Source organism: Maricaulis sp. D1M11 (assembly GCF_047308265.1).
Taxonomy (GTDB): domain Bacteria; phylum Pseudomonadota; class Alphaproteobacteria; order Caulobacterales; family Maricaulaceae; genus Maricaulis.
The window spans coordinates 114322-137055 of the sequence record NZ_JBKQWY010000003.1; the positions used below are offsets into that span (position 1 = coordinate 114322).

At 58.5% G+C, this 22734-nt stretch carries 21 protein-coding genes; 13 read left to right on the forward strand and 8 right to left on the reverse strand.

What is annotated here, in order from left to right:
- Window position 1: 1 nt before the first annotated feature.
- The 3 genes from RMQ97_RS06900 to RMQ97_RS06910 form a co-directional block, all read right to left on the reverse strand.
- Window positions 2–2443 carry a M1 family metallopeptidase gene (locus RMQ97_RS06900; RefSeq protein WP_413660123.1) on the reverse strand — a complete coding sequence of 814 codons (2442 nt, stop codon included), beginning with the start codon at window positions 2441–2443 and terminating at the stop codon, window positions 2–4.
- Window positions 2444–2528: 85 nt separating this feature from the next.
- Window positions 2529–3812 carry a hypothetical protein gene (locus RMQ97_RS06905; RefSeq protein WP_413660124.1) on the reverse strand — a complete coding sequence of 428 codons (1284 nt, stop codon included), beginning with the start codon at window positions 3810–3812 and terminating at the stop codon, window positions 2529–2531.
- Window positions 3813–3862: 50 nt separating this feature from the next.
- Window positions 3863–4639: a hypothetical protein gene (locus tag RMQ97_RS06910; RefSeq protein WP_413660125.1), complete on the reverse strand. Its 777-nt coding sequence runs from the start codon at window positions 4637–4639 to the stop codon at window positions 3863–3865.
- A 255-nt stretch (window positions 4640–4894) separates the two neighbouring features.
- Here RMQ97_RS06910 and RMQ97_RS06915 point away from each other — a divergent pair, with 255 nt between their 5' ends.
- A complete protein-coding gene (locus tag RMQ97_RS06915) occupies window positions 4895–6535 on the forward strand; it encodes an AMP-binding protein (protein ID WP_413660126.1) in 1641 nt (546 codons plus the stop codon).
- Between the two features lie 103 nt (window positions 6536–6638).
- Here RMQ97_RS06915 and RMQ97_RS06920 read toward each other — a convergent pair whose 3' ends face one another.
- Complete coding sequence (locus tag RMQ97_RS06920) at window positions 6639–7310, reverse strand: hypothetical protein (RefSeq protein ID WP_413660127.1); 672 nt, start codon at window positions 7308–7310, stop codon at window positions 6639–6641.
- Window positions 7311–7430: 120 nt separating this feature from the next.
- Window positions 7431–8831, reverse strand: coding sequence for a dihydrolipoyl dehydrogenase (gene lpdA / locus RMQ97_RS06925; RefSeq protein WP_413660128.1), 1401 nt, complete (start codon window positions 8829–8831; stop codon window positions 7431–7433).
- 231 nt (window positions 8832–9062) lie between these two features.
- On the opposite strand from lpdA, the gene RMQ97_RS06930 reads away from it, so the two are divergent.
- Entirely contained in the window at window positions 9063–9956 is an 894-nt protein-coding gene (locus RMQ97_RS06930; protein ID WP_413660129.1) for a haloalkane dehalogenase, read from the forward strand.
- A gap of 30 nt (window positions 9957–9986) precedes the next feature.
- On the opposite strand, the gene RMQ97_RS06935 is transcribed toward RMQ97_RS06930, so the two are convergent.
- Window positions 9987–10361, reverse strand: coding sequence for a cupin domain-containing protein (locus tag RMQ97_RS06935; protein ID WP_413660443.1), 375 nt, complete (start codon window positions 10359–10361; stop codon window positions 9987–9989).
- Window positions 10362–10652: 291 nt separating this feature from the next.
- Between RMQ97_RS06935 and msrP the strand changes: the two genes are divergently transcribed.
- From msrP to RMQ97_RS06960, 5 genes are all read left to right on the forward strand, one after another.
- Complete coding sequence (gene msrP, locus RMQ97_RS06940; protein WP_413660130.1) at window positions 10653–11615, forward strand: protein-methionine-sulfoxide reductase catalytic subunit MsrP; 963 nt, start codon at window positions 10653–10655, stop codon at window positions 11613–11615.
- Window positions 11615–12295: a sulfite oxidase heme-binding subunit YedZ gene (locus tag RMQ97_RS06945; RefSeq protein ID WP_413660131.1), complete on the forward strand. Its 681-nt coding sequence runs from the start codon at window positions 11615–11617 to the stop codon at window positions 12293–12295. Before msrP ends, RMQ97_RS06945 begins: the two co-directional genes overlap by 1 nt.
- Window positions 12296–12360: 65 nt before the next feature.
- The gene (locus tag RMQ97_RS06950; RefSeq protein ID WP_413660132.1) at window positions 12361–13494 is read left to right on the forward strand and encodes a M14-type cytosolic carboxypeptidase; all 1134 of its coding nucleotides are present in this window, start codon (window positions 12361–12363) and stop codon (window positions 13492–13494) included.
- Complete coding sequence (locus RMQ97_RS06955) at window positions 13494–13955, forward strand: YaiI/YqxD family protein (protein WP_413660133.1); 462 nt, start codon at window positions 13494–13496, stop codon at window positions 13953–13955. The genes RMQ97_RS06950 and RMQ97_RS06955 overlap by 1 nt, the downstream gene beginning before the upstream one ends.
- Before the next feature lie 82 nt (window positions 13956–14037).
- On the forward strand, window positions 14038–14613 hold the full coding sequence (locus RMQ97_RS06960; protein WP_413660134.1) for a DUF7010 family protein: 576 nt from the start codon (window positions 14038–14040) through the stop codon (window positions 14611–14613).
- Here RMQ97_RS06960 and RMQ97_RS06965 read toward each other — a convergent pair.
- On the reverse strand, window positions 14610–15131 hold the full coding sequence (locus RMQ97_RS06965; RefSeq protein WP_413660135.1) for a DoxX family protein: 522 nt from the start codon (window positions 15129–15131) through the stop codon (window positions 14610–14612). The two genes, RMQ97_RS06960 and RMQ97_RS06965, sit on opposite strands and share 4 nt — an antisense overlap.
- 237 nt (window positions 15132–15368) lie before the next feature.
- On the opposite strand from RMQ97_RS06965, the gene RMQ97_RS06970 reads away from it, so the two are divergent.
- The 4 genes from RMQ97_RS06970 to RMQ97_RS06985 all read left to right on the forward strand — a co-directional run bounded on the left by RMQ97_RS06970 (window position 15369) and on the right by RMQ97_RS06985 (window position 19598).
- Window positions 15369–15779, forward strand: coding sequence for a BLUF domain-containing protein (locus RMQ97_RS06970; RefSeq protein ID WP_413660136.1), 411 nt, complete (start codon window positions 15369–15371; stop codon window positions 15777–15779).
- An 89-nt stretch (window positions 15780–15868) separates the two neighbouring features.
- A complete protein-coding gene (locus RMQ97_RS06975; protein ID WP_413660137.1) occupies window positions 15869–16426 on the forward strand; it encodes a TetR/AcrR family transcriptional regulator in 558 nt (185 codons plus the stop codon).
- Window positions 16427–16438: 12 nt separating this feature from the next.
- The gene (locus tag RMQ97_RS06980) at window positions 16439–17281 is read left to right on the forward strand and encodes a sterol desaturase family protein (RefSeq protein ID WP_413660138.1); all 843 of its coding nucleotides are present in this window, start codon (window positions 16439–16441) and stop codon (window positions 17279–17281) included.
- A 109-nt stretch (window positions 17282–17390) separates the two neighbouring features.
- Complete coding sequence (locus RMQ97_RS06985) at window positions 17391–19598, forward strand: M3 family metallopeptidase (RefSeq protein WP_413660139.1); 2208 nt, start codon at window positions 17391–17393, stop codon at window positions 19596–19598.
- Window positions 19599–19672: 74 nt separating this feature from the next.
- Here RMQ97_RS06985 and RMQ97_RS06990 read toward each other — a convergent pair whose 3' ends face one another.
- A complete protein-coding gene (locus RMQ97_RS06990; protein ID WP_413660140.1) occupies window positions 19673–20434 on the reverse strand; it encodes a HupE/UreJ family protein in 762 nt (253 codons plus the stop codon).
- 189 nt (window positions 20435–20623) lie between these two features.
- Here RMQ97_RS06990 and kynA point away from each other — a divergent pair, with 189 nt between their 5' ends.
- Both kynA and kynU read left to right on the forward strand, forming a co-directional pair.
- Window positions 20624–21472 carry a tryptophan 2,3-dioxygenase gene (kynA, locus tag RMQ97_RS06995; RefSeq protein WP_413660141.1) on the forward strand — a complete coding sequence of 283 codons (849 nt, stop codon included), beginning with the start codon at window positions 20624–20626 and terminating at the stop codon, window positions 21470–21472.
- 26 nt (window positions 21473–21498) lie between these two features.
- Complete coding sequence (kynU, locus tag RMQ97_RS07000) at window positions 21499–22728, forward strand: kynureninase (RefSeq protein ID WP_413660142.1); 1230 nt, start codon at window positions 21499–21501, stop codon at window positions 22726–22728.
- The last annotated feature ends 6 nt before the right edge of the window (window positions 22729–22734 follow it).

Below are 22734 nucleotides of genomic sequence, written 5' to 3' on the forward strand. Positions count from 1 at the left end.
CTCAGTCCTGAGCCTCGGTGGTCGTGAGCGAGTCGCTGCTCACCGTCAGATCCAGATCACCCATCATGTTTGGACGCGGTGATGTGGAGGAGCGGTAAACCTCCAGACGGCTCGGCTGGATGCGCGGCGGGTAGTAGTTGTCGGAGCGATCCGCATCCGCCGTTTCCCAATCCGGGTCCAGTTCGACCGAAACCACTTCCTTCTCACTCAGATAGGTCCAGACGGCCTGTTCCGGGTTGTAACGCCAGATTTCAGCCGGGATGTAGACACGCTCGGTAGTGTTGTCGGCAAAGGTGAACTCGACAATCACCGGCATGACCACACCACCCTGGTTGGAGAAGGTCAGGTAGTAGAGATAATCATCGCTGGCCAGCAGATCGCGCTGCCAGTCGGTCAGATCATCCTGGGTCGATTCGTAGCGCTCACGTTCGCGATTTGTCGTGGTGAACTGGTCGTTGCGGGAATAGAAATCCAGCACTTCACCATTCTCGTCGGCGTAATAACCCCGGCCCTGCTCGCGATTGCGACGTTGGGTGACACTTTCCGGACGCTCAAGGAATTCCGCGCGCTCGCGCTCGTTCTCAATCTCCGGGTTCTCGGTGTCGAAGGTGCCCTCAACCACGCTGTCGATAGAGATATCGACATGGTCGGTGGAGTAGAACCAGCCGCGCCAGTACCAGTCCAGATCCACACCGGACACTTCTTCCATTGTGCGGAAGAAATCATACGGCGTGGGACGTTTGAAGCGCCAGCGTTCGGCATAAGTGCGGAAGGCTTCATCGAACAATTCGCGGCCCAAAACCGTTTCACGCAGCACCACAAGGGCGATGGTCGGCTTGGAATAGGCGTTAGCACCAAAGTTCAAGATGCTGTCAGACTGGGTCATGATCGGCATCTGGGTCTCGGACACCATGTACGAGGTGATCGAGTGAGGATCACCGCGGCGCACCGGATAGTCTTCTTCCCACAGACGCTCGGCCTGGAATTGCAGGAAGGAGTTGAGGCCTTCATCCATCCAGGTCCATTGACGCTCATCGGAATTGACCACCATCGGGAAGTAGATGTGACCGATTTCGTGGATAATCACGCCGATGAGGCCACGCTTGGCCGCCCGCGAATAGGTCAGATTACCATCGCTATCGACCACCGGACGACCATAGGTGCCACCATTAAAGGTGATCATCGGGTATTCCATACCGCCCTGAGGCCCAGCCACGGACTGTGCCGTGGGATAGGGATAGGGGAAGGCAAACTCGTTATAGACGTCGATCGTGTGTTCAACGGCACGTGTCGAGAAGCTGGACCACAAGGGTTCGCTCTCATTGGGGTAGAAGGACATGGCCATCACGAGGTCCGGCGCATCGCCCTGCCCGTCCTGCTCCACGCCCACAGCGTCCCAGATGAATTTGCGCGAACCCGCCCAGGCAAAATCACGCACATTCTCGGCGCGGAACTCCCAGGTCGCCTCGGACCGGGATCCCAGACGTTCGTTTTCCCGAGCCTCGTCCGGCGTGACCACGAAGACCGGCTCATCAGCCGTGCGAGCTTCGTCCAGACGTTCAATCTGTTCGTCGGTCAGCACGTCTTCCGGATTTTGAAGCTCACCGGATGCCGAGACGATAAAGTCCTGCGGCACGGTGATGGCAACGTCATAATCGCCAAATTCCAGGGTGAACTCACCGCGACCCAGGAAGGCCTTGTTGGTCCAGCCCTCATAATCGGTAAACGCCACGGCACGCGGGAACCACTGGGCGATCTGATAGATGCAATCGCCGTTTTCGTAATCATCCTCGAAACATTCCCAACCGGCACGACCGCCGACCACTTGGGTTTCGATCAGGCGATAATTCCAGTCGATCTGGAAGGTGACGCTCTCACCGGTCGTGAGGGTTTCGGGCAGGTCAATCCGCATCAGCGTATCGACAATTGTGTGTTCGAGCGGATTGCCGTCAGCGTCCAGAACCGCGGTGATATTATGGCCATAACCGTCATTTTGAATGCGATCGAGGCGACGCAGTGCGTTGGCGGAAATCCGGTCCGGCAAGGCGGCCCCGGTGCGAGCCGAGGACCGGCCACCACCACCGACTGTCGCGGTCATGTTGGCGATCGAATCGGCGCGGAACCGGTTCTGATCCAGCTGGAACCAGAGATAGTCCAGCGAATCGGGTGCGTTATTGGTGTAGGTAATGGTCTCTGAACCGGTGAGCACTTTCGTGCGTTCGTTCAGATGGATGTCGATGTCGTAATCGACCTGTTGCTGCCAGTAATCATGGCCCGGAGCACCCGTTGCGCGGCGCTCATTGTTAGGTGTGGGCCAATCCTCATCCTCAAGCTGACGGAAGGCATCCCGCCAGTCATTGACGGTTTGCTGGATTGGCTGTGCGACTGCAACGCTTCCCGTTGCAGCCGCCGCCAAGGCCATAAGCCAAGTGCTAAGACGCATACTATTCCCCTAGTAAAGCCCGTTTCCCCACGGTAGCCCGTTTTCGGGTTGTTCGGACTATTGGTAACGCGCCCTAGAGGTTGCGTCACCCCTCTGAGGGCAGAGCGCCTGCGTCTGGGTCAGTCTTGCCTGTGGTCGCAGCAGGTGTCGTGTCGAAATCGCCACTCTTCGCCTTCCCTCGCGCCGCGAACGCCATGAAAATGCCGCCAAAACCGACAAACATGACCAGGGTTGAGACCAGCGCCCCCAGGAAGGGCACAAAGCTCAGACCGGCCATCAGCGCCATGACAACCAGAAGACCCAGCATCAGCTTGCCCATCCCGATCGGTCCGTCGACATCACGCTGGAACAGCAAGGTTCCCAGAATGATCGCGCCAAAAGCCATGACCAGGAAATAGAAAGGCGGCATCAGCACCCAGATCAAGAGGGCGAGCGGAATACCGATCACCGTCACCATTAGCAGGATGGGAATGACCAAGAAGGCCACCGGAGCAAAGGCAAAACCGATAAAGCCGAAGAAGGACCCCAGGGCCCAGCGCCGACGGAAATGGCGGGACATGGATGCCATGCCGTTCGGGAAGAACAACAGGGTCAGCAGGCCCACGACAAAGGCCGGGATCAGGAATGCCAGTCCCAGAATACCGAAGAAATTGCCAACGGCCGTGTCGATGCCGTCGAAATGCTTCACGCCGAAATCGAAGGGCTCGTAGGTGAAGTCGACACCGCCTGTCACGACAGCACCGTCCTCTACCTCCGGTTCATTGGGACCACGGACCCGCAATTCGCCATCGATACGGGCTGTTTCAAGAACATAGACGTGTTCGGCTGTCACTTCGACCGAACCTGAAAACTGGCCGCCCAGATGCACTTCACGAGCTTCGAATTCGGCCGTATCGCCGATCTGACCCAAGGCATAGATCTCGCCCGCCGCGACATCTGCTTCACCGGACACACGGGCCGCTTCGCGGAGCCGCACGGACCCGCCCGCCAGGGCGATATCGCCCCCGGACGATCCCGAGAAGTCGAGATCGCCACCGGCGGCATTCACATCACCATCGACGTCTGCGGAAATGGTGATATCGCCACCGGCGACATCCACCTCACCGCGCACACTCCCGGCGATGGAAATATCGCCACCGATCAGCTCGATACTGCCGGTGACATCGGCATCAATATCAACATCACCGGCAATGCCTGTGACATCACCTTCAACAGTGCCCGTCAGGTCGAGCTCGCCCGCGATGACTGTGACATCATCGCGCGTGCCGCCTGATTGCATTTTTACATCGCCGCCAATCACCTGAGCGGGTGCCATCGCGGCAGTGGTCATGGCCAGCCCCAAGGCCACAAACAATGCTTTCATTGTCATGAAATCTCTCCAAACGCCCCCCGGCGATCAGGTTAAACAAATATCCTGTTCTAGGCGTTGTCCAGAAGGTCGTCGCAGTCCCGTCCATCACGGTCATGGAAAACAACGTCGGACATGGAGCCATTTTGATCCGGCGCCTCTTCGGCCCAGATCTCGAGGCGACCTTCAACCCGCAGGCTGTCTGAGAGGTCGACATCAATGGCGCAGACCGTCAGGTCCTCATGGAAATGACCATCCAGTTCGACTCGACCATAATCGGCGTCACGACGACGCGGACGGAAATCATCTCCGGCAACCAAAGTGGTGTCACCAAAGACTTCCGCATCGAACGTGATGCGTGCAGCCTCTGCGGTGAAACTATCGCGAAACTCGCCGCGAATATTCATACTGCCTGCTGCCAGCGACGTCTCTCCGCCCACACGAGCGTTGACATTCAAATCACCGGACGCGATGGACAATTCACCGCCCGTATCGGCAGACCAAACCACATCACCGGCTGCGACAGAGGCTTCGCCGGCAACAGAGCCGGAAAAATCGACATCGCCTGCGGCAATGGACACATCGCCCCCCACCTGGAGGTCATCCGCGTTTACGTCTCCGGACAGGAGGCTGACATCGCCGCCGACCCGGCCGCGAAGATCGAGATCTCCGCCAATTGTCGAATAATCGCCATCGCGATCCAGGACACGATAGCCGTCCTTGAAACTGGCCTTGAAGTCATGATCGAAATCATCATCGTCGGCCACAACGATCACACAGCCGGACAGGCTGATCGCACCCAGGACGGCAACGCTAGCCAGTGCAAATTTGCCCATGGATTGGCGCATGTTCTGCTCCTCACACCGGGCCGGATTATGAACCAGCCCAAAAATAAACGCTCCCCAACGTGAGTCCTATCATAGGATTATCGATTTTCGATATCAAGCGATTTTTTGTTTATCGATAAATATTTTTTGATTCACGAGAAGAAAGACCGATTGGGCTGCGTGTGAATGAAGCCTACCCTTTCCCTTGCGTCAGCTGCGGTCCATATTTGGTCCCAATGAATGTTGCCGCAATAGAGCGGTACACGGGAGGACTGTATGGCGGAAGAGTTCACCGCTATGTCGGCTCCGGAAGCCTTGGCCGCCGGAGACGAAAGCACGATCTATTTTGGCCCTGACCTGGATGAGCGCCGGATTCGCAAGCCGGTCTTTGCATCTCTGCTCGATGCCAAACGTCGTTATGGCGGCAAGCGCACCGCGATCATCGATGCGGACGGTCGCGAGCTGACCTATGACGAGTTAATCAAGGCCAGTTTCGCCCTGGGTCACGCGCTCAAACAAGGTACGGAACCGGGAGAGGCCGTCGCGGTCCTTCTGCCCACAGGGCTTGGCGCCATTATCGCCTTCTATGCGATCTCGGCCTATGGCCGTGTGCCCGCCATGCTTAATTTCACCGCCGGTGAAAAAGCCCTGAAGGCCGCCATGACGGCCTGTAAGGCGAAGCGGGTTGTGACCGCCCACCGTTTCATCGAACTGGGCGAACTCGATGCTCTGGAAACAGCGCTCGGGGCTGATCACGAGATGATCTATCTTGAGGATGTGCGTGAAAATCTCGGCCTGGTCGACAAGCTGGCCGCCCTCGCCGGCTCCGTCCTGCCCTGGGCTGTCGCCTCCCGGACCGATGCGGATGACGCCGCGGTTTATCTGTTCACCTCCGGTACTGAAGGCGATCCCAAGGGTGTCGTACTCAGCCATGCCAATCTTCTGGCCAATGTGGAACAGGTGCGCGACACCATCGAAATCCTGCCGACCGATGTGTTGTTCAACCCCCTGCCCACCTTCCACTGTTTCGGCTTGACCGGCGGTGTTCTGGTGCCGATCGGGCTGGGCGTTCCCACGGTGTGCCACCCGACACCACTGCAAGCGAAGACCATCGTCAAGCGCATCGCAGAAACGCGTTCAACCATCATGTTCGCGACCGATACCTTCATGAACCAGTATGCGCGCGTGGCAGACAAGGATGATCTGTCATCCCTGCGCATGGCCGTGTGTGGTGCTGAACGAGTGAAAGACGAGACGCGCGTGGCCCTGCGCCGCCGTTTCGATCTGGAGATCGTGGAAGGCTATGGCCTCACCGAAGCCGCGCCTGTGCTGGCGGTAAACCAGCCGGAAAACAATCGTCCGGGCACGGTCGGCAAACTGCTTCCGGGGTGTTCAGCCAAGCTCGTGCCGGTTGAAGGCATTGAAGATGGAGGCCAGCTGCATATTCGCGGCCCCAATATCATGAAGGGCTATATCCGTCCGTCCGCCCCACTCGAGCTCGAACCTCCACGCGAAGGTTGGCATGACACGGGTGATATTGTCGCGATCGACAGTGATGGTTTCCTGTCCATTCGTGGCCGGGTGAAACGCTTTGCCAAGCTTGGCGGGGAGATGGTCTCCCTGGCTGTGGTTGAAAACTGCGCAAACTCGCTCTGGCCTGACAATATGCACGCCGCCGTCGCCCTGCCGGACAAGCGCAAGGGCGAACAGATCATTCTGCTGACCGATTGCCAGAATGCCAGCCGCAGCGATCTGGTCGCATTTGCCAAGAACCACGGCATCAACGAACTGGCCATTCCGCGCAAGATTTTCCAGGTCGACGATATCCCGGTTCTGGGCACGGGCAAGACCAATTACGGCCAGGTCCAGACCATGGCGATTGAGTTGACGCAGGAACCCGCCTCGGAACCGGCCTGACCAACCGCGTTCCACCAGACCGATTGCCACACGGTCACTGACTACAATGCATAAAAGCCCGGGCCATGACCCGGGCTTTTGTCATTTCAGGTTTTGTTTGCGCTCAAAGAACGCGTTCGCAATCGCGACCATTGAGCGCTTCAAGCGTCGCATCGCCGGGCATATTGGCCACACGATCATCGGTGATCAGAGTCAGACCGCCGGCGAAATGGGCACTGCGTTCGATATCGATTTCAGCCGCGCAGACTGTCAGCGGTTCCGCGAAATAACCCGAGAGAATAGCTCGGCCATTGCCCTCATCATTTGTGCCCTCGCCGATCACCGTAACAGGACCCTCAAACCGAGCGCGCAATTCCATGCGAGCGCCATGAATACGGCTTTCACCCTCAACCCGGCCATCAATGGTCATGCGCGCTCCGGTCACCTCGAGGCGCTCACCAAACTGTCCGTCCAGATGGATAAGAGCCCCTTCTACCCGGGCGCGTCCGGCAACAGATCCTGTGAAGCGGATGCGGGCACCGGCCGCATAGAGATCGCCACCGACATCCGCGTTCGACCGAACAGACATACCTTCCAGCGAGAGGTCGTCTCCGACTTCACCATCAGCCCGGACAAACATGCCCGCAAACTCCGCATCACCGCCCACATGGACCGTCTTAGAGGCGACCATGCCCGCGCTTTCGACAGAACGATGCTCGGCCGGACCATGCGTGGAATAAGTACACGCCGATACGGCCAGGGCACTGATGGGCAGGATAAGGGCAAATGCTTTCATCTCAGATCTCCCGGTTACGGGACCCCGCGTCCCTTCCTTGAGACTTGTGATGCGCGCCAAGCCAGGATTGGATGCAGCCGGGCTGATGATTTCCCGGCGACACCCGATCACCGCGTTGAATCAGATGTGAAGCGCCTTGCCATAGGCCGAGAGCACGCTCTCATGCATCATCTCCGAAAGGGTCGGGTGCGGGAAGACCGTATGCATGAGCTCGGCCTCCGTCGTTTCCAGCTGACGGGCAACCACATAGCCCTGGATCAGTTCAGTCACTTCGGCACCGATCATATGAGCCCCCAGAAGCTCGCCGGTCTTGGCGTCAAAGACCGTTTTTACAAGCCCTTGGTCATCCCCCAGGGCGATGGCCTTGCCATTGCCGACAAACGGGAAACGGCCGACCTTCACCTCATGCCCGGCCTCTTTGGCCTTGGCCTCGGTCAGGCCCACAGAGGCGACCTGCGGATGGCAGTAGGTACACCCAGGGATGTTGGATTTATCGAAGGCGTGCACATTATGTCCAGCGATCTTCTCGACACAGACCACACCTTCATGAGAGGCCTTGTGAGCCAGCCAGGGCGGTCCGGCCACATCACCGATGGCATAAAGGCCCGGCACATTCGTGCGGCCATAGCCGTCATTCACGATATGACCGCGATCGATCTTCGCGCCCAGCGCTTCAAGACCGAGATTTTCTACGTTGCCGACAATACCGATGGCGAGAATGACCTTCTCGACCTCGACAATCTCGGTCTTGCCCTTGCTGGTCTTCACATGAACCTTCACACCGGCACCGGATTTGTCGAGTTTTTCGACCTGCGCACCGGTCATCAGTGACATGCCTTGTTTCTTGAACGCCTTAGCGGCCAGGGCCGAAATCTCTTCATCCTCGACCGGCAGGACGCGGTCCATCATTTCAACCACGGTCACATCTGCGCCCATGGTTTTGTAGAAACTAGCGAATTCTATGCCGATCGCGCCCGAACCAATGACCAGGATGGATTTTGGCATGCTGGTCGGCACCATGGCTTCCTTGTAGGTCCAGACCTTGTTGCCATCCGGCTCGAGCCCGGCAGCGGGCACCGTACGCGCCCGAGCGCCCGTCGCGAGGATTACGTGCTTGGCGGTGTAACGATCCTTGCCCACGACAACGACAGGCGCACCCGTTCCTTTTTCCAGCGTCGCCTCGCCATCAATAACGGTGACCTTGTTCTTCTTGAGCAACATGCCCACACCGCCTGACAGGCGCCCGGCCACGCCGCGCGAGCGCTTCACGATGGCATCGATATCGAAACCGATCTCACCGGCGCTCAGGCCAAAATCGCCGGCATGTTGCATGAGGTGATAGACTTCGGAGGTGCGCAGCAGAGCCTTGGTCGGAATACAGCCCCAGTTGAGACAGATGCCGCCCAGGTGTTCGCGTTCGACCACAGCGGCTTTCATGCCCAGCTGAGCGGCTCGGATCGCAGCCACATAACCGCCGGGCCCGCCACCAATGACGATGACATCAAACGCGTTGGACGACATAGGGACTTCCTCCGATCTATATATTTCACACACGAAATTTATGCGCGACAGGGTCTCTGGCAGATAGCAGGCCCGACCTAAAGTTTCAATCTCCTCAAACGAGGAAATCAATCCGGGGGAGCGTTCTGCCCCGTCCCTCATCATTTCTTGAACAGGATGACTGGCCGCCCTCGCCTTTAGGCACTAGATTTGATCCATAAAAAGGATTCACAAAAAAGACGGGATGACGATATGGACAGTGTAAGAACAGATGATGCACGTTTCCAGGATCTGGCAGACTGGCCCTATCCACCTCACTATATCGAGGATCTGAACGGGTATGAGGGGCTGCGTTGGCACTATGTTGATGCGGGGCCGAAAGACGCGCCTGTTGCGCTGTGCCTGCATGGCGAGCCCAGTTGGGCCTATCTCTATCGCAAAATGATACCGGTGTTTCGCGAGGCCGGATGGCGCGTGATCGCACCGGATTTTTTCGGTTTCGGACGCTCGGATAAGCCCGTCAGGGATGAAGACTATAGTTTTCATTTCCATCGCAACGCCCTGAAGGCTTTCATCGAACGTCTGGACCTGAACGACATCACACTCGTCTGCCAGGACTGGGGCGGTTTGCTGGGCCTCACCCTGCCCATGGACTATCCCGAGCGCTTCTCACGCCTCATCGTGATGAATACCTCGATCGGAATTGGTCGTCCGGCGGGGGATGGTTTCAACGCCTGGCGGGATTATGTCGCGAATTCGCCGGATTTTGATGTGGGCGGGCTGATGAAGCGGGCCACGCCCATTCTCACCGAGGACGAGATCGCGGCTTATAATGCGCCCTTTCCCGGTCCGGAGTACAAGGCGGGTGTGCGCCGCTTCCCGCAACTCGTCCAGACAGACAAAGACATGGAAGGCGTGAATACCGGAAAAGCGGCCCTGACCTTCTGGCGGGAGTCCTGGCAGGGCGAGAGTTTCATGGCGATTGGCATGCAGGACCCTGTGCTCGGACCGCCCGCCATGCATTGGCTGCACAGCCAAATCCGCAATTGCCCGCCGCCCCTAGAAGTCGCGGACGGAGGTCATTTCCTGCAGGAATGGGGTGAGCCCATCGCGCGGGCCGCGCTGAAGCAATTTGGTCTTCTCTGACCAGGTCGCGCGGCGGGCCCGGATCGGTGCCTAGAGGTCGACAATCTCCTGGCGCAGATCACTGTCGGCATTGTCGCCGGTATTGACGACCCCCGCGCGCTCGATCAGCAGGATGTGGACATCACCCGTTTCTGCGATCGGGCGGTGTCGCACGCCCTTGGGGATCACGCACAACTCGCCCGGGCCCAGGGTGACCGGATCTTGGTGTTCAATCTCGATCACCAGCTCCCCCTGGGTCACCAGAAACATCTCGTCTTCATTGTCATGCTTGTGCCAGTCGAAACGTCCCGAACCCTTGGCCAGTTTCAATTCGTAATCATCCAGACGCGCAATACGTTTGGGGGACCAATACTCACTGAAGGCGGCGTGTTTTTCAGCCAGGGAAATCGATTGAACAGTCATGATATCTGTCTCCGTGTGAACACGCACCAAAAGTGCCGAAGGGGCGATCGCAATGTGAACGCCGGACATGAGAGTGGCGGACACGCCGTCTCTACATAGGCAGAGGCATACTGGCCCGCCAGCCCGGGCACCGCTTGAACGATTGTGCGACTTGATCCGAGGGCGCCGAGATCACGACAGATCACACCGCCATGGGCCTGGCTCACAAAGGGCTCACATTCGTGCCGGTGCTAGAGACATCGCGAAAAATCGCCCTATTGTCAGGCGCCAGATGATTTCGCGTGGAGAACACTCATGATCAAGCGGCCCGATGCGCCCTGGCAATTAAAGACGGACCTGGTGACCCCGAAGACCGACTATCTGAACCGGCGCCAGATCATGGCGGGTGGAGCGTCGATGGTCGCGGCCTCGTCACTGGCGGCACCGGCGCTGGGCCAGACCTCCGGGCCCGGCGAGAATCCGGCGCTGAACGCCCGCGCCACACGCTATACCCTGAGTGATGATCTCACACCGTATGACGCAGTGACCGGATATAATAACTTCTACGAATTCGGTCTGGGCAAGGACGACCCGGCGCGCCATGCGCACCGTATGACCACCGACAATTGGTCGATTGAAGTCGAAGGTCTGGCAGAACGCCCCGGCAGCTATTCTCTGGACGACCTGATTGACCAGGATGCGCTGGAAGAACGCATTTACCGCCTGCGATGCGTGGAGGCCTGGTCCATGGTCATCCCCTGGATTGGCGTCCCTCTCGCCGATGTCCTGCGCCGTTTTGAACCGTCGAGCACCGCGCGTTATGTCCAGTTCTTCACGTATCAGAACATACTGGAAATGCCGGGCACCCGTTTTCCGGTCCTCGACTGGCCCTATCGCGAAGGACTGCGCATGGATGAGGCGATGAACGAGCTCGCCTTCCTGGCGGTTGGGCTTTATGGCGAAGTACTGCCCAATCAGAACGGAGCCCCAATCCGTCTCGTTGTCCCGTGGAAGTATGGCTATAAATCCATCAAATCGATCGACCGTATTGTCTTCACCGACACACAACCCGAAACCAGCTGGAACCAGTCCGCACCGCGTGAGTACGGCTTCTATTCCAATGTAAACCCCAATCGCGCTCACCCCCGCTGGAGCCAGGCCAGTGAACGCGTGATCGGTGGCGGCCTGTTCGCCCGGCGCGAGACCGAGATGTTCAACGGGTATGAGGCCCAGGTCGCGTCCCTGTATGACGGCATGGATCTGATCCGGAATCACTGATGGCACGCAGATCCCCATTGCGCGGCTTCGGCCGGTCCTGGCTCAAACCCGTCGCCTTCTGGCTGCTGGCCGCTCCCGGTCTGTGGTTAATCGCCCAGTGGGCGTTCCTGCTGCTGGGCATGGAGAATGCACTCGGCTTCAACCCGATTGAAACCACGCACCGGTTTCTCGGAGACACCGCGCTTCGCATTCTCCTGATATCGCTGGCCGTCACACCCATTCGCGATCTGACGGGATGGCTTCCTTTGATGCTGGTTCGCCGACGGATCGGCCTGGCCGCGTTCTGGTACGCGCTCCTGCACGTTATCGCCTATATGGGGCTGGACCTGTATGTCGCGGCCGGTTTTAGCGGCTCAGGCATGTGGCTCGGGCTGTGGGAGGATGTGGTTCAGCGCACCTATATCACGCTCGGCATGGCGGCCTTCATTCTGCTGATCCCGCTCGCCATCACCTCCTTCAACACGGCGATTCGCACACTGGGCGCGCGGGTGTGGCAACGCCTGCATTACAGCGTCTATCCGCTCGCGGTTCTGGCTATTTTCCACTACGGATTCATGGTCAAGGGTCACCAACCCGGTCCGTGGATTCATGGCGGTATTCTCGCGGTTCTGCTGGCCTGGCGAGGCTGGACCGCGCTGCGATCTCGACCCTCAACCCCGCCACTTGCGTCACAGGGCTGAGATCGCGCTGGACAGTGTGGGGCGGCATGGCCTACCGGAGGGCGACAACCCCGATGGAGATCCCCATGTCGCTTCACATCACGGACCAGTTTGACGGCGGAAACATCCGCGTTCTCGACGCCAGTGACACGGACGCGATCCGGCTGGAGATCCGCAAGGACAACAAGTCCGACTTTTATCAATGGTTCTATTTCCGTGTGACCGGTGCGCGTCATCAGGACCTGACCCTGATCCTCGAAAACGCAGCCGGTGCTGCTTATCTGGACGGATGGACGGATTACCAGGCCTGTGCCAGCTATGATCGGGAAAACTGGTTCCGGATCGACACGGATTATGTCGCCGATCGCGGCCTGATCCTCCGCCACACGCCGGAACGGGATACGATCTGGTTTGCCTATTTCGCGCCCTACCCGATGGAGCGCCATCAGGACCTCATCGCCTGGGCCCAGTCCCAGGACCGCGTTCGCCTGGAGGTGCTGGGGGAGAGCCTGGACGGACAGCCTCTGGACCTCCTGACCATTGGCGAACCCGGTGACGACAAGAAAACCATCTGGATCACCGCCCGCCAGCACCCCGGCGAAACCATGGCCGAGTGGTGGATGGAAGGCTTTCTGGCCCGCCTGCTGGACCGTGATGATCCGGTTGCACGGGTGATCCTGGACCATGCTGTTTTCCACATTGTGCCGAATATGAACCCGGATGGCAGCAAACGCGGCCATTTGCGGACCAATGCTGCCGGGATCAATCTCAATCGCGAATGGGACAAGGCGACACCGGACACATCACCCGAAGTCTATCACGTGCTCAATCGCATGCGCGAAACGGGTATGGACCTCGCGCTGGATGTGCACGGCGATGAGGCTCTGCCGTACAACTTCATCGCCGGGGGTGAAGGTGCGCCGGACTTTACCGAGCAGCAACAGGAATTGCTCGACCACTACAAGGCGGCGCTGGAAGCCATCACGCCCGATTTCCAGACTGAATTTGGCTATGATGTGGACGCACCGGGCGAAGCCGACCTGTCCATCTGCACCAATTACCTCACCCAGACTTTCGCGTGCCTGGCCATGACGCTGGAAATGCCGTTCAAGGACAATGCCGATCTCCCCGAACCGGAACAGGGCTGGTCGCCGGAGCGCTGTCGCAAGCTGGGCGCCGCCAATCTGGATTCCATGCTCGCCCTGGTCGACGAGATCTGATGACACTCTACATCGATGCCGATGCCTGTCCGGTCAAGGATGAGGCCATACGCGTGGGTGAACGTCATCGCACCGAAATCATACTGGTCTGCGATGGTGGATTGCGTCGGCCGAACTCACCCTGGGCCCGGCTGGTCATTGTCGACCAGGGCGCAGATGCGGCGGACAACTGGATTGCCGAACAGATTGGCCCGGGCGATGTGTGCGTCACCGGTGATATCCCCCTGGCTGATCGATGCCTCAAGGCAGGCGGACTGGCGATAGACCATCGCGGCGAAGCCTTCACGCCGGACAATATCGGAAGCGCACTCGCCATGCGCAATCTGATGACCGATCTGCGCGAAACCGGCCAGGCCACATCCGGTGCTCGCCCCTTCTCACCGCGGGACAGGTCGGCATTTCTCGATGGGCTGGAACGTGTCATGCAACACGCCAAACGGATGACGCCGTCGAAGCCTTGACATAGCGTCCAGATTTTCCCACTCAAACTGTGTTCAACCCAGAACGGAATCGGGCCGTTCGCGAGCTTTATTGGAGATACTCATGAGTGATCTGCACGCTGCGCTCCTCGCCGAGCGCCGGTCCGCCTATGCCCGTTTGCGTGGCGGTTTTCCCATCCCGCTGGCCGGGACCACATATTGGGCCCTGCTGGCCGTAATCGGCTATGTCCTGCCCGCAGAAACCTGGTACTGGGCGGCCTTGTTTGGCTCGGGGCTCATTTTCCCGCTGGCTCTGATGTATGCGGCCCTGTTCAAAAACCCCTTCATGAAGGATCGCACGGCCGTCACAGGCGTGCTCGTACCCGCCTTTATCTCCATGCTGTTATTCTGGCCGATGGCCATTGCCGCCTTGTGGACGGCTGAACATCTCTTTCCACTGATCCTGGCGATTGGCATGTCCCTGCACTGGCCGGTGATCGGCTGGTCCTATGCTCGCCTCCCCGTGTTTGCGGGACACGCAATCATACGCGCCGTGATCGTCTTTGCCATTTGGCATCTGGGCAGCCCCTTGGACCAGATCACAATTTTGCCCGCCGCCGTTGCGGCCATCTATCTGCTGACCGTGATCGTGGTCTTCATCGATAGCGGACGTGTGAAAGCGCGCCTGTCCCAGGACTAGCCTGCCAAACGGGGCCAGAGCATCGCATCCACACTCAGCGGTCCTGGCCCCGCAAACACCACCAACCCGATCATGACAAGGATCATGACCTCGGAATTATAGAGATAGCCAGACAGGGTGAACATGAAACCGCCCTTCTCGATGTGGTGACGCCCCACCGTCATCAAGGCGACCAGCGTGATGGCTGCCAGGACCAGACCGGACATCAAGGTCAGGGCACCGATGGTGAACAAAAACCCGAAAACAAGCTCGTTGAACGACACGAAATAGGTGTTCAATCGGGCAAAGGGAATACGGGCGGCCACCAAGGTCTGGTACATGATTTCCGTTCGGGCCGGGCTGAACAATTTGCAATAGCCGGCCACCAGGAACATCACCCCGACAACAAAGCGCGCGGTCAATCCGACCACATCTTCCGCACCACCCAGGCCAAGGGCATAAGGTGCGTACAGCGTAATGCCTGTCTCCAGCGCGTTTGACAGCTCCTGGCTGACGACGTCGATTGTCTCAAAACTCATGGTGTCTTCCCTCGCTCAGACCCAACACTTCGTGTCGGCGGCAGAGTTGAAAATTTCTCACGCCAAGGGAAATCAGGAGCCGCTGACGTCACCTCACAAGCGAGTGCGTCGCGTGTGATTTCGACATATCGCGTCTGAAGAAAACACACCTCTTCCAGAATCGGGTTGCATCGCACAAGCTAACGTAACCGGGACGACCCGGTTTCATGCGATCAAGCAGACCCAAAGGAATGTGCCATGTTTCTGACTCGCTTGGTGTATTTTTCCAAAAGCGCGCCGGCCCACGAGATCGATGTGGAGCAGATCCTCCGATCCGCGCGGACCTATAACAAACAGAACCACATCACAGGCGCCTTGTGGTTTGACGGCGATTATTTTGTCCAGGTCCTGGAGGGCGGCAGACATGCCGTCTCACACACCTATCATCGCATCGCATCAGACCCCCGACATTTTGATATCGAACTGTCCGTCTGCGAAGGGGTCGATACCCGCCTCTTTCACGCCTGGCATATGGCCTATTTCGCGGACACCGAAGACAACCGAAATCTGGTCCTTAAATACTCCGGTCAGGACAAACTCGATCCAGCAAGAATGACCGCCAGCTCTCTTCTTCACCTCCTCGCGGAAGGTCAGCTACTCGGCGAGTAGCGGTCACACGGGCTCAACCCACGGGACCGCCCGTATTGTGTACGGAATTTAATTAGACTCATGCTGCTCAAATGAGACACATATGTCTCATGAAGATCACCAAACGCCTCTCCTCCCGCGACGCTATTCTTGCCGCGGCGTTCAACACGCTCCCGTCACGACCAGATACGTCCCTGGCGGAGATTGCAGATTTGGCCGGCGTGGGTCGCGCCACGCTTCATCGGCACTTCAAAGGGCGGGATGATCTGATCCTGTCTCTGACGCAGGCAGCGCTGCACGATATGGATCACGCTGTCGATGCAGCCTGCCAGAGCGCCCAATCCTATACCCAGGCCCTTAGATCCTGTCTCGACACCCTGATCCCCCTTGGTGATCGGTTTGCCTTTCTCAATCGGGAAACCGGATATAACCACCCCGACGTCCAGGCCGAGCTCGATAGGCAAGACCGGGAATTGCGCGAGTTGATCACGCAGGTTGTCGAGGAAAACGGACTGTCCCGCACCATTCCGGTGGACTGGCACAAGCGCTGTTTCGACGCCGTATTGATGGCCGCCTGGTCGGCCATGGAGGCTGGCGAACTGACCTCCCGCCAGGCCTGCGATCTCGCCTGGTCCACCTTGACCCATTCACAGCCTATCGAACCTTAAAAGGACACATAGATGTCTCTCGAATCCCTTGCACAATTTGCCGCGCGTTTTGATGACGCCTTCCTGTTGATCGGTCTTGCAATCTTGCTGATCGAAACCGTGAAAACCCTGTTTCAGCGCAAGATGTCGGCCCACAAGGCGCTCGACATGCTGGCCAGTCTTTCAACACAGATCCCGTTTCTGGCCGTGGAAATTTTCCTGATGGGTTTCATCTATGTGGGGTTTGTCCTGGCCGCAGACGCCTGGGTCAGCTGGACCTTCCCGGTGACATGGTGGGTCATTGCGCTAGGGCTGATCGCTGCAGATTTCATCTATTACTGGGAACACCGCCTGGCTCATGAAATCCGTATCATGTGGACCCAACACGCCGTGCATCATTCGTCACGGCACATGAATATCCTCGTCGGCGTGCGGTTTGGCCCGTTCGAAAGCGCCCTGTCAGCCGTACTGCACTTCCCCCTCATCTTGATCGGCTTTCCGCCCGAGATCGTGTTCGCAGGCATCATCATCGTTCTGGCGTATCAAACCTGGATCCATACGGAGATCATCGGCAAGCTGGGCCCGCTCGACTGGCTCTTGAACACACCGTCCAACCACCGGGTCCATCATGGTTGCGACGAGAAATACATCGACAAAAACTACGGGGGCATCCTGATGATCTGGGATCAGATCTTCGGCACGTATCAGAAAGAGGAAGAAACACCCAAATATGGACTGGCGCGTGACTATGACAGCGTCAACCCGCTCTCGATTTGGGTTTCCGAAATTCCCGGCCTGTTCCGGGATCTCGCTTCTGCTCGATCTCTGCGCGAAGCGCTGGGATATGTGTTCCGCCCACCGGGCTGGAAGCCCTGATACAAAGCTTCATTCTCGTGTCATTCCCCGGTAAGGATAGGTGGTTGACACCCGGGGGAGACAGGGAAGCTCCGGGCCCAAAGCCCAGTCACGTGAGGGGAGACACAACGTGAAACACATTCTTCTGGTCGGCGTCGCCGGCCTGGCCCTTTTGGCCGCTTGCAGCCCGGCAACGGATCAAGGGTCCGACACTGCCGCCACCGATACGCATGCTGACACCTCCGCTCCGGCGGCAGACACCACGACCGAGGACGTGGCCCAGGCCAGCAACCCGTTCCTGGCTGACACATGGGACACCCCCTTTGGTGTTCCGCCGTTTGACCAGATCACGAACGAGCACTTCGCACCCGCGTTTGACGCCGGTATTGCAGAGGCCCGTGCCGAGTTTGCCGCGATTGTCGACAATGCGGATGCGCCGACGTTCGAAAACACGATCGTCGCCATGGAAGAACTGGGTGGATCACTCAATCGCGTCCAGTCGGTGTTCTATGCCCTCGCCAGTGCACACACCAATGACGAGATCCAGTCCCTGTCGCGTGAGTATTCGCCGCAATTCACGCAACTAGGCAATGAGATCACGCTCGATGATCGCCTGTGGACGCGCATCAACACGCTTTATGAAGCGCGCGACACGCTGGGTCTCGATGCCGAACAATTGCGTGTTCTCGAACTCTATCACCGCGATTTTGTGCGTGCCGGTGCCCTTCTGGGCGCAGACGACAAGGCCCGCCTGAGCGAGCTGAACACAGCGATCTCCAGCCAAACTGTGGCCTATGGTCAAAACCTGCTGGCTGAGAACAACGGCTATGAGCTGGTCATCACGGACGAGGCCGAACTGGCCGGACTGCCTGACGGCATCCGCGCCGCGGGTGCACGTGAAGCCGAACGTCGGGGCTATGAAAACTCCTGGGTCTATACCCTCTCGCGCTCGTCCATCACGCCCTTCCTCACTTTCGCGGACAATCGTGAACTGCGCGAAGACATCTATAATGGCTATGTGATGCGCGGTTTCGCCGGTGGCGACAGCGATAATCAGGGCGAAGCCATCGAGATCGCACGCCTGCGTGCCGAACGGGCCGAACTGCTGGGCTATCCCAATCACGCGACCTATCAGCTTGAAACCCGCATGGCACAAAACCCCGAGAATCTGAGTGATTTCCTCAATCAGATCTGGGACCCCGGCCTTCAGCGTGCCCGTGAAGAGCGCGATGACATGCAAGCCATGATCGCGTCCGAAGGCGGCGAGTTCGATCTCGCTCCGTGGGACTGGTTCTACTACTCCGAGAAAGTCCGTCAGGACCGCTACGCACTCAATGAAGAAGAAGTGCGCCAGTACTTCGTCCTCGACAACGCCATCGAGGCGGCCTTTGCGGTCTCCACGCGTCTTTGGGGTCTGACCTTCCACGAGATCGAAGATGCACCGATCTTCATCGACGGCGTACGCGTCTGGGAAGTTCGTGAAGCCGATGGCACGCATGTTGGTGTCTTCTACGGTGACTTCTTCGCGCGTCCGTCCAAGCGGGGCGGTGCCTGGATGAATAGTTTCCGGGGCCAGCAGAACATCAATGGCGAAAATATTCGTCCGGTGGTCGGCAATTATCTCAACCTCGTCGCTCCGGCCGAAGGTGAGCCAGCTCTGATGAGTTTTGACGAGGTCAACACGCTCTTCCACGAGTTTGGCCACGCCCTGCACGGCCTGCTGTCGGATCAGCGTTATCCGCGCATCACCGGTGTCACCGGTCCGCGGGACTACACTGAATTCCCGGCGCAGATCTATGAGCACTGGGCTTCGGCGCCGGAGATCATGAATGAGTTCTTCACCCACTATGAAACGGGTGAGACCATTCCGCCGGAATTGCTGGAACGCATCCAGGCCGCTGCCAATTTCAACCAGGGTTTTGCCACCACCGAATACATGGCAGCCTCCCTGCTGGACCTGGCTTGGCACTCCCTGGGTTCTGACGAGATCCCGGACGATGCGCTCGCGTTTGAAACCCAGGTTCTCGACGAGATGGGCCTGATCGACGAAATCGCACCGCGTTATCGTTCGACCTATTTCTCGCACATCTTCGCTGGCGGATACTCGGCGGGTTATTACGCCTATATCTGGTCGGAACTGCTCGATGCGGACGGTTTCATTCCGTTCCGTGAGAACGGTCTTTATGACCAGACCTATGCGACGCGTCTGCGTGAAAATGTCTACGGCGCCGGTGGCATCCGCCCGGCTCTGGACCTGTATGTGTCCTTCCGTGGCCAGGAGCCGACGATCGAGCCGCTGCTGGAAAACCGCGGTCTCATCGAGAGCGGCGACGAGTAAGCCTCGCTTGCACCTAAACAGGAAAACCCCGGACCATCGGTCCGGGGTTTTTTCTGGCTGATGGCCTGATCTCGCTAGCCGCCGAGGAAGACGCGCTCAATCGTCCACCAGATGGCCAGAGCCGCGATCGCACCATTCGCGGCGCGCACGAGCCAGGTCTGATACCAATCGAAGTGGAAGAACCAGCGCAATACGGCGTACATGATTGCGATAATCGTCAGCTGACCCAGTTCGACACCGACATTGAAACTCAGCAGCGCGGGCACCAGCTGACCGGCCGGAAGCCCCAGCTCCGTTAGAACGCCCGCGAACCCGAGACCATGGAACAGGCCGAAGCCGAATACGATCAGCGGACGCCATTTTTGCATATCCTTAAAGACCATGTTCTCGATCGCCACAAAGGCAATGGACAGCGCGATAATGGGCTCGACAATCTCGCCCGGCACGCTGACCCAACCGGCAATGGCCAGGCCCAGCGTAATGGTGTGCGCCACGGTAAAGGCGGACACCTGCCACAAAAGCGGTTTCAGCCGGGTCGAGGCAAAGAACAGCGCACAGACAAACAGAATGTGGTCGAGGCCCTTGGGCAGGATGTGTTCAAAGCCCAGCTTGAGGTAGAGCCCGATCGTATCCCAGACCGAACGCTCCACGGCCGGTGTATCCATCATCATGCGCCCGCCCGGTGTTTCACTGTCAAAACTCTCCAGCGCATCACACAAGGCGGGGTCGAGCCGACAGATCTCATCCTCGGGGTGAGCCCACCCTGCCGGCAATATGATCACAGCAAGAGCGGCTAGCAGAATGAGGCCCGACAAACCTGTACGCGTAAAAGACATGGCATCCTCCCTTGCCCTCGTCATTACGCCAAGCGCGACGTCCGGTCATCCCAACAGACTGTAAGAAACCCGTACGCACTCACCGTCACAGCAATTGCCAATAGCCACGCATCACAATAGGCAGGAGGCGAAGTTGAAATGTGCACCAGCCTCGGGCCAGCGCCTGAAAGAATCCGACGAGTGGCGATCATGAGCAATGATTTTACAAACCAGGTCGATGTCTCAAACGAGGATATCCACTGGGACTTCTCCGATGCCATGTCCTATGGCGGATATCTGGGACTGGACCGCCTTCTGTCAGCCCAAAAACCCGTCTCCGGTGAACATGACGAGATGCTGTTCATTGTGATCCACCAGGTGGCCGAACTCTGGATGAAACTCATCATCCACGAAACGTCCGGCGCCATGGCGCATATTCGCAAGAACGAGACCGGTCCGGCCCTGAAAATGCTGGCCCGGGTCAGCCGGGTGCAGGAACAATTGATCGATGCCTGGGCCGTGCTGGCCACGATGACACCGGCTGATTACCTCGCCTTCCGTGACAAGCTGGGGGCCAGTTCCGGCTTCCAATCCTTCCAGTACCGCGCCATTGAATACCGGCTGGGCAATAAGAATGCAGCACTCGCGCGCGTGCACGCCAGCAATCCACCGGCCAAGGCCCTTGTCGATGCCGCACTGAACGCACCCAGCTTGTGGGACGAGACCCTGATGTGGATGGCGCGGAAAGGATATGACATCCCGGCCAGCCATCTCACTCGCGACTGGTCCAGCCCCTATGAGGCCAGCCCGGAAATTGAAGCCGTCTGGCGCACGATTTACCAGGACAGTGTCACCCATTGGGAGGCTTATGAACTGGGCGAAAAACTCGTCGATCTGGAGCATAAATTCCAGCAATGGCGGTTCAATCACATGAAAACGGTCGAACGCATTATCGGTTATCGCAAGGGAACAGGCGGCACATCGGGTGTGAGCTATCTGGTGAAGGCGCTGGATTTGCGCTTCTTCCCGGAAATCTGGACCGTGCGTACCGCGCTTTGACCCAAAAGAGTTCCGGGGAGGACAACATGATCACACTGGATGATATCCGCGCCCGCGATGCAGCCGATCCGCTGGCACAGTTTCGCGACCGTTTTGATCTGCCCGAAGGTGTCAATTACCTTGATGGTAACTCACTGGGGCCTTTGCCCAAATCCACCCTGCCGCGCATGCACAGTGTGCTGAGTGAGGAATGGGGCCGCGATCTGATCACCTCGTGGAACCGTCATGACTGGATCGGGTTTCCCCGGCGTCTAGGGGCAAAGATCTCCCAGCTGATCGGCGCCAAACCGGAGGAGGTTCTGGCCGTCGACACCGCTTCGATCAATATCTTCAAACTCCTTTCGGCCGCCATCCAGCTCAATCCGGGACGCAGGACGATCCTGTCGGAAAGCGGAAACTTCCCGACCGATGTCTATATGATCGAGGGCCTCGCCTCGGTCACGGGCGGACAGGTGGAACAGAAACTCGTCGAGCCCGAGGAGATCGAAGCGGCCTTGAATGAGGATGTGGCGGTGTTGCTCCTGCCGCACACGCACTACAAGAGCGGCCGCGTACACGATATGCAGCGCATTACGGAAAAAGCGCAGGCTGTGGGCGCCCTGGTGATCTGGGATTTGTGCCACACCGTCGGCGCCCTGCCCGTCGACCTCAATGCCAGCCATGCGGATTTTGCCGTGGGATGTGGCTATAAATATCTCAATGGCGGTCCCGGAGCCCCGGCCTTCCTGTTTTGCGCCGAACGTCACCAAGACAAGGTCTTTCCCGTGCTCTCCGGCTGGCTCGGCCACTCCAAACCCTTCGATTTTGTCGATGAGTTCCAGCCCGCTCCGGGCATTCAACGCTTCCAGTGTTCCTCGCCCAGCATTCTCGGTCTGGCGGCACTGGAATGCGGGGTCGACATCACGATCGAGGCGGGGATGGAGGCCTTGCGCGAAAAATCCATCACTCTGTGCGAACTCTTCATCACCCTTGTCGAGTCGCGCACAACGGGTTTCACGCTCGCCAGCCCGCGCGATGCCACTGTCCGCGGAAGCCAGATCTCTTTCGCGCACGAGCATGGTTATCCGATCATGCAGGCCCTGATCAGTCGCGGTGTGATTGGTGATTTCAGAGCGCCCAACCTCCTGCGCTTTGGTTTCACACCACTTTATGTGCGCTATGAAGATGTGTGGAATGCGGTTGATGTCCTGGTCGACATCATGGCCACACAGGCGTGGGACACACCGGAATTTCATGCTCGAGCTGCGGTGACCTGAGGCGTG

Coding starts and splice junctions, on each gene's coding strand:
- RMQ97_RS06905 (WP_413660124.1), bottom strand. CDS start 3,812: ATGACAATGAAAGCATTGTTTGTGGCCTTGGGGCTGGCCATGACCACT.
- RMQ97_RS06955 (WP_413660133.1), top strand. CDS start 13,494: ATGACACTCTACATCGATGCCGATGCCTGTCCGGTCAAGGATGAGGCC.
- RMQ97_RS06915 (WP_413660126.1), top strand. CDS start 4,895: ATGGCGGAAGAGTTCACCGCTATGTCGGCTCCGGAAGCCTTGGCCGCC.
- RMQ97_RS06920 (WP_413660127.1), bottom strand. CDS start 7,310: ATGAAAGCATTTGCCCTTATCCTGCCCATCAGTGCCCTGGCCGTATCG.
- RMQ97_RS06900 (WP_413660123.1), bottom strand. CDS start 2,443: ATGCGTCTTAGCACTTGGCTTATGGCCTTGGCGGCGGCTGCAACGGGA.
- RMQ97_RS06960 (WP_413660134.1), top strand. CDS start 14,038: ATGAGTGATCTGCACGCTGCGCTCCTCGCCGAGCGCCGGTCCGCCTAT.
- RMQ97_RS06910 (WP_413660125.1), bottom strand. CDS start 4,639: ATGCGCCAATCCATGGGCAAATTTGCACTGGCTAGCGTTGCCGTCCTG.
- RMQ97_RS06980 (WP_413660138.1), top strand. CDS start 16,439: ATGTCTCTCGAATCCCTTGCACAATTTGCCGCGCGTTTTGATGACGCC.
- lpdA (WP_413660128.1), bottom strand. CDS start 8,831: ATGTCGTCCAACGCGTTTGATGTCATCGTCATTGGTGGCGGGCCCGGC.
- RMQ97_RS06975 (WP_413660137.1), top strand. CDS start 15,869: ATGAAGATCACCAAACGCCTCTCCTCCCGCGACGCTATTCTTGCCGCG.
- kynA (WP_413660141.1), top strand. CDS start 20,624: ATGAGCAATGATTTTACAAACCAGGTCGATGTCTCAAACGAGGATATC.
- RMQ97_RS06945 (WP_413660131.1), top strand. CDS start 11,615: ATGGCACGCAGATCCCCATTGCGCGGCTTCGGCCGGTCCTGGCTCAAA.
- RMQ97_RS06950 (WP_413660132.1), top strand. CDS start 12,361: ATGTCGCTTCACATCACGGACCAGTTTGACGGCGGAAACATCCGCGTT.
- RMQ97_RS06965 (WP_413660135.1), bottom strand. CDS start 15,131: ATGAGTTTTGAGACAATCGACGTCGTCAGCCAGGAGCTGTCAAACGCG.
- RMQ97_RS06970 (WP_413660136.1), top strand. CDS start 15,369: ATGTTTCTGACTCGCTTGGTGTATTTTTCCAAAAGCGCGCCGGCCCAC.
- kynU (WP_413660142.1), top strand. CDS start 21,499: ATGATCACACTGGATGATATCCGCGCCCGCGATGCAGCCGATCCGCTG.
- RMQ97_RS06990 (WP_413660140.1), bottom strand. CDS start 20,434: ATGTCTTTTACGCGTACAGGTTTGTCGGGCCTCATTCTGCTAGCCGCT.
- msrP (WP_413660130.1), top strand. CDS start 10,653: ATGATCAAGCGGCCCGATGCGCCCTGGCAATTAAAGACGGACCTGGTG.
- RMQ97_RS06930 (WP_413660129.1), top strand. CDS start 9,063: ATGGACAGTGTAAGAACAGATGATGCACGTTTCCAGGATCTGGCAGAC.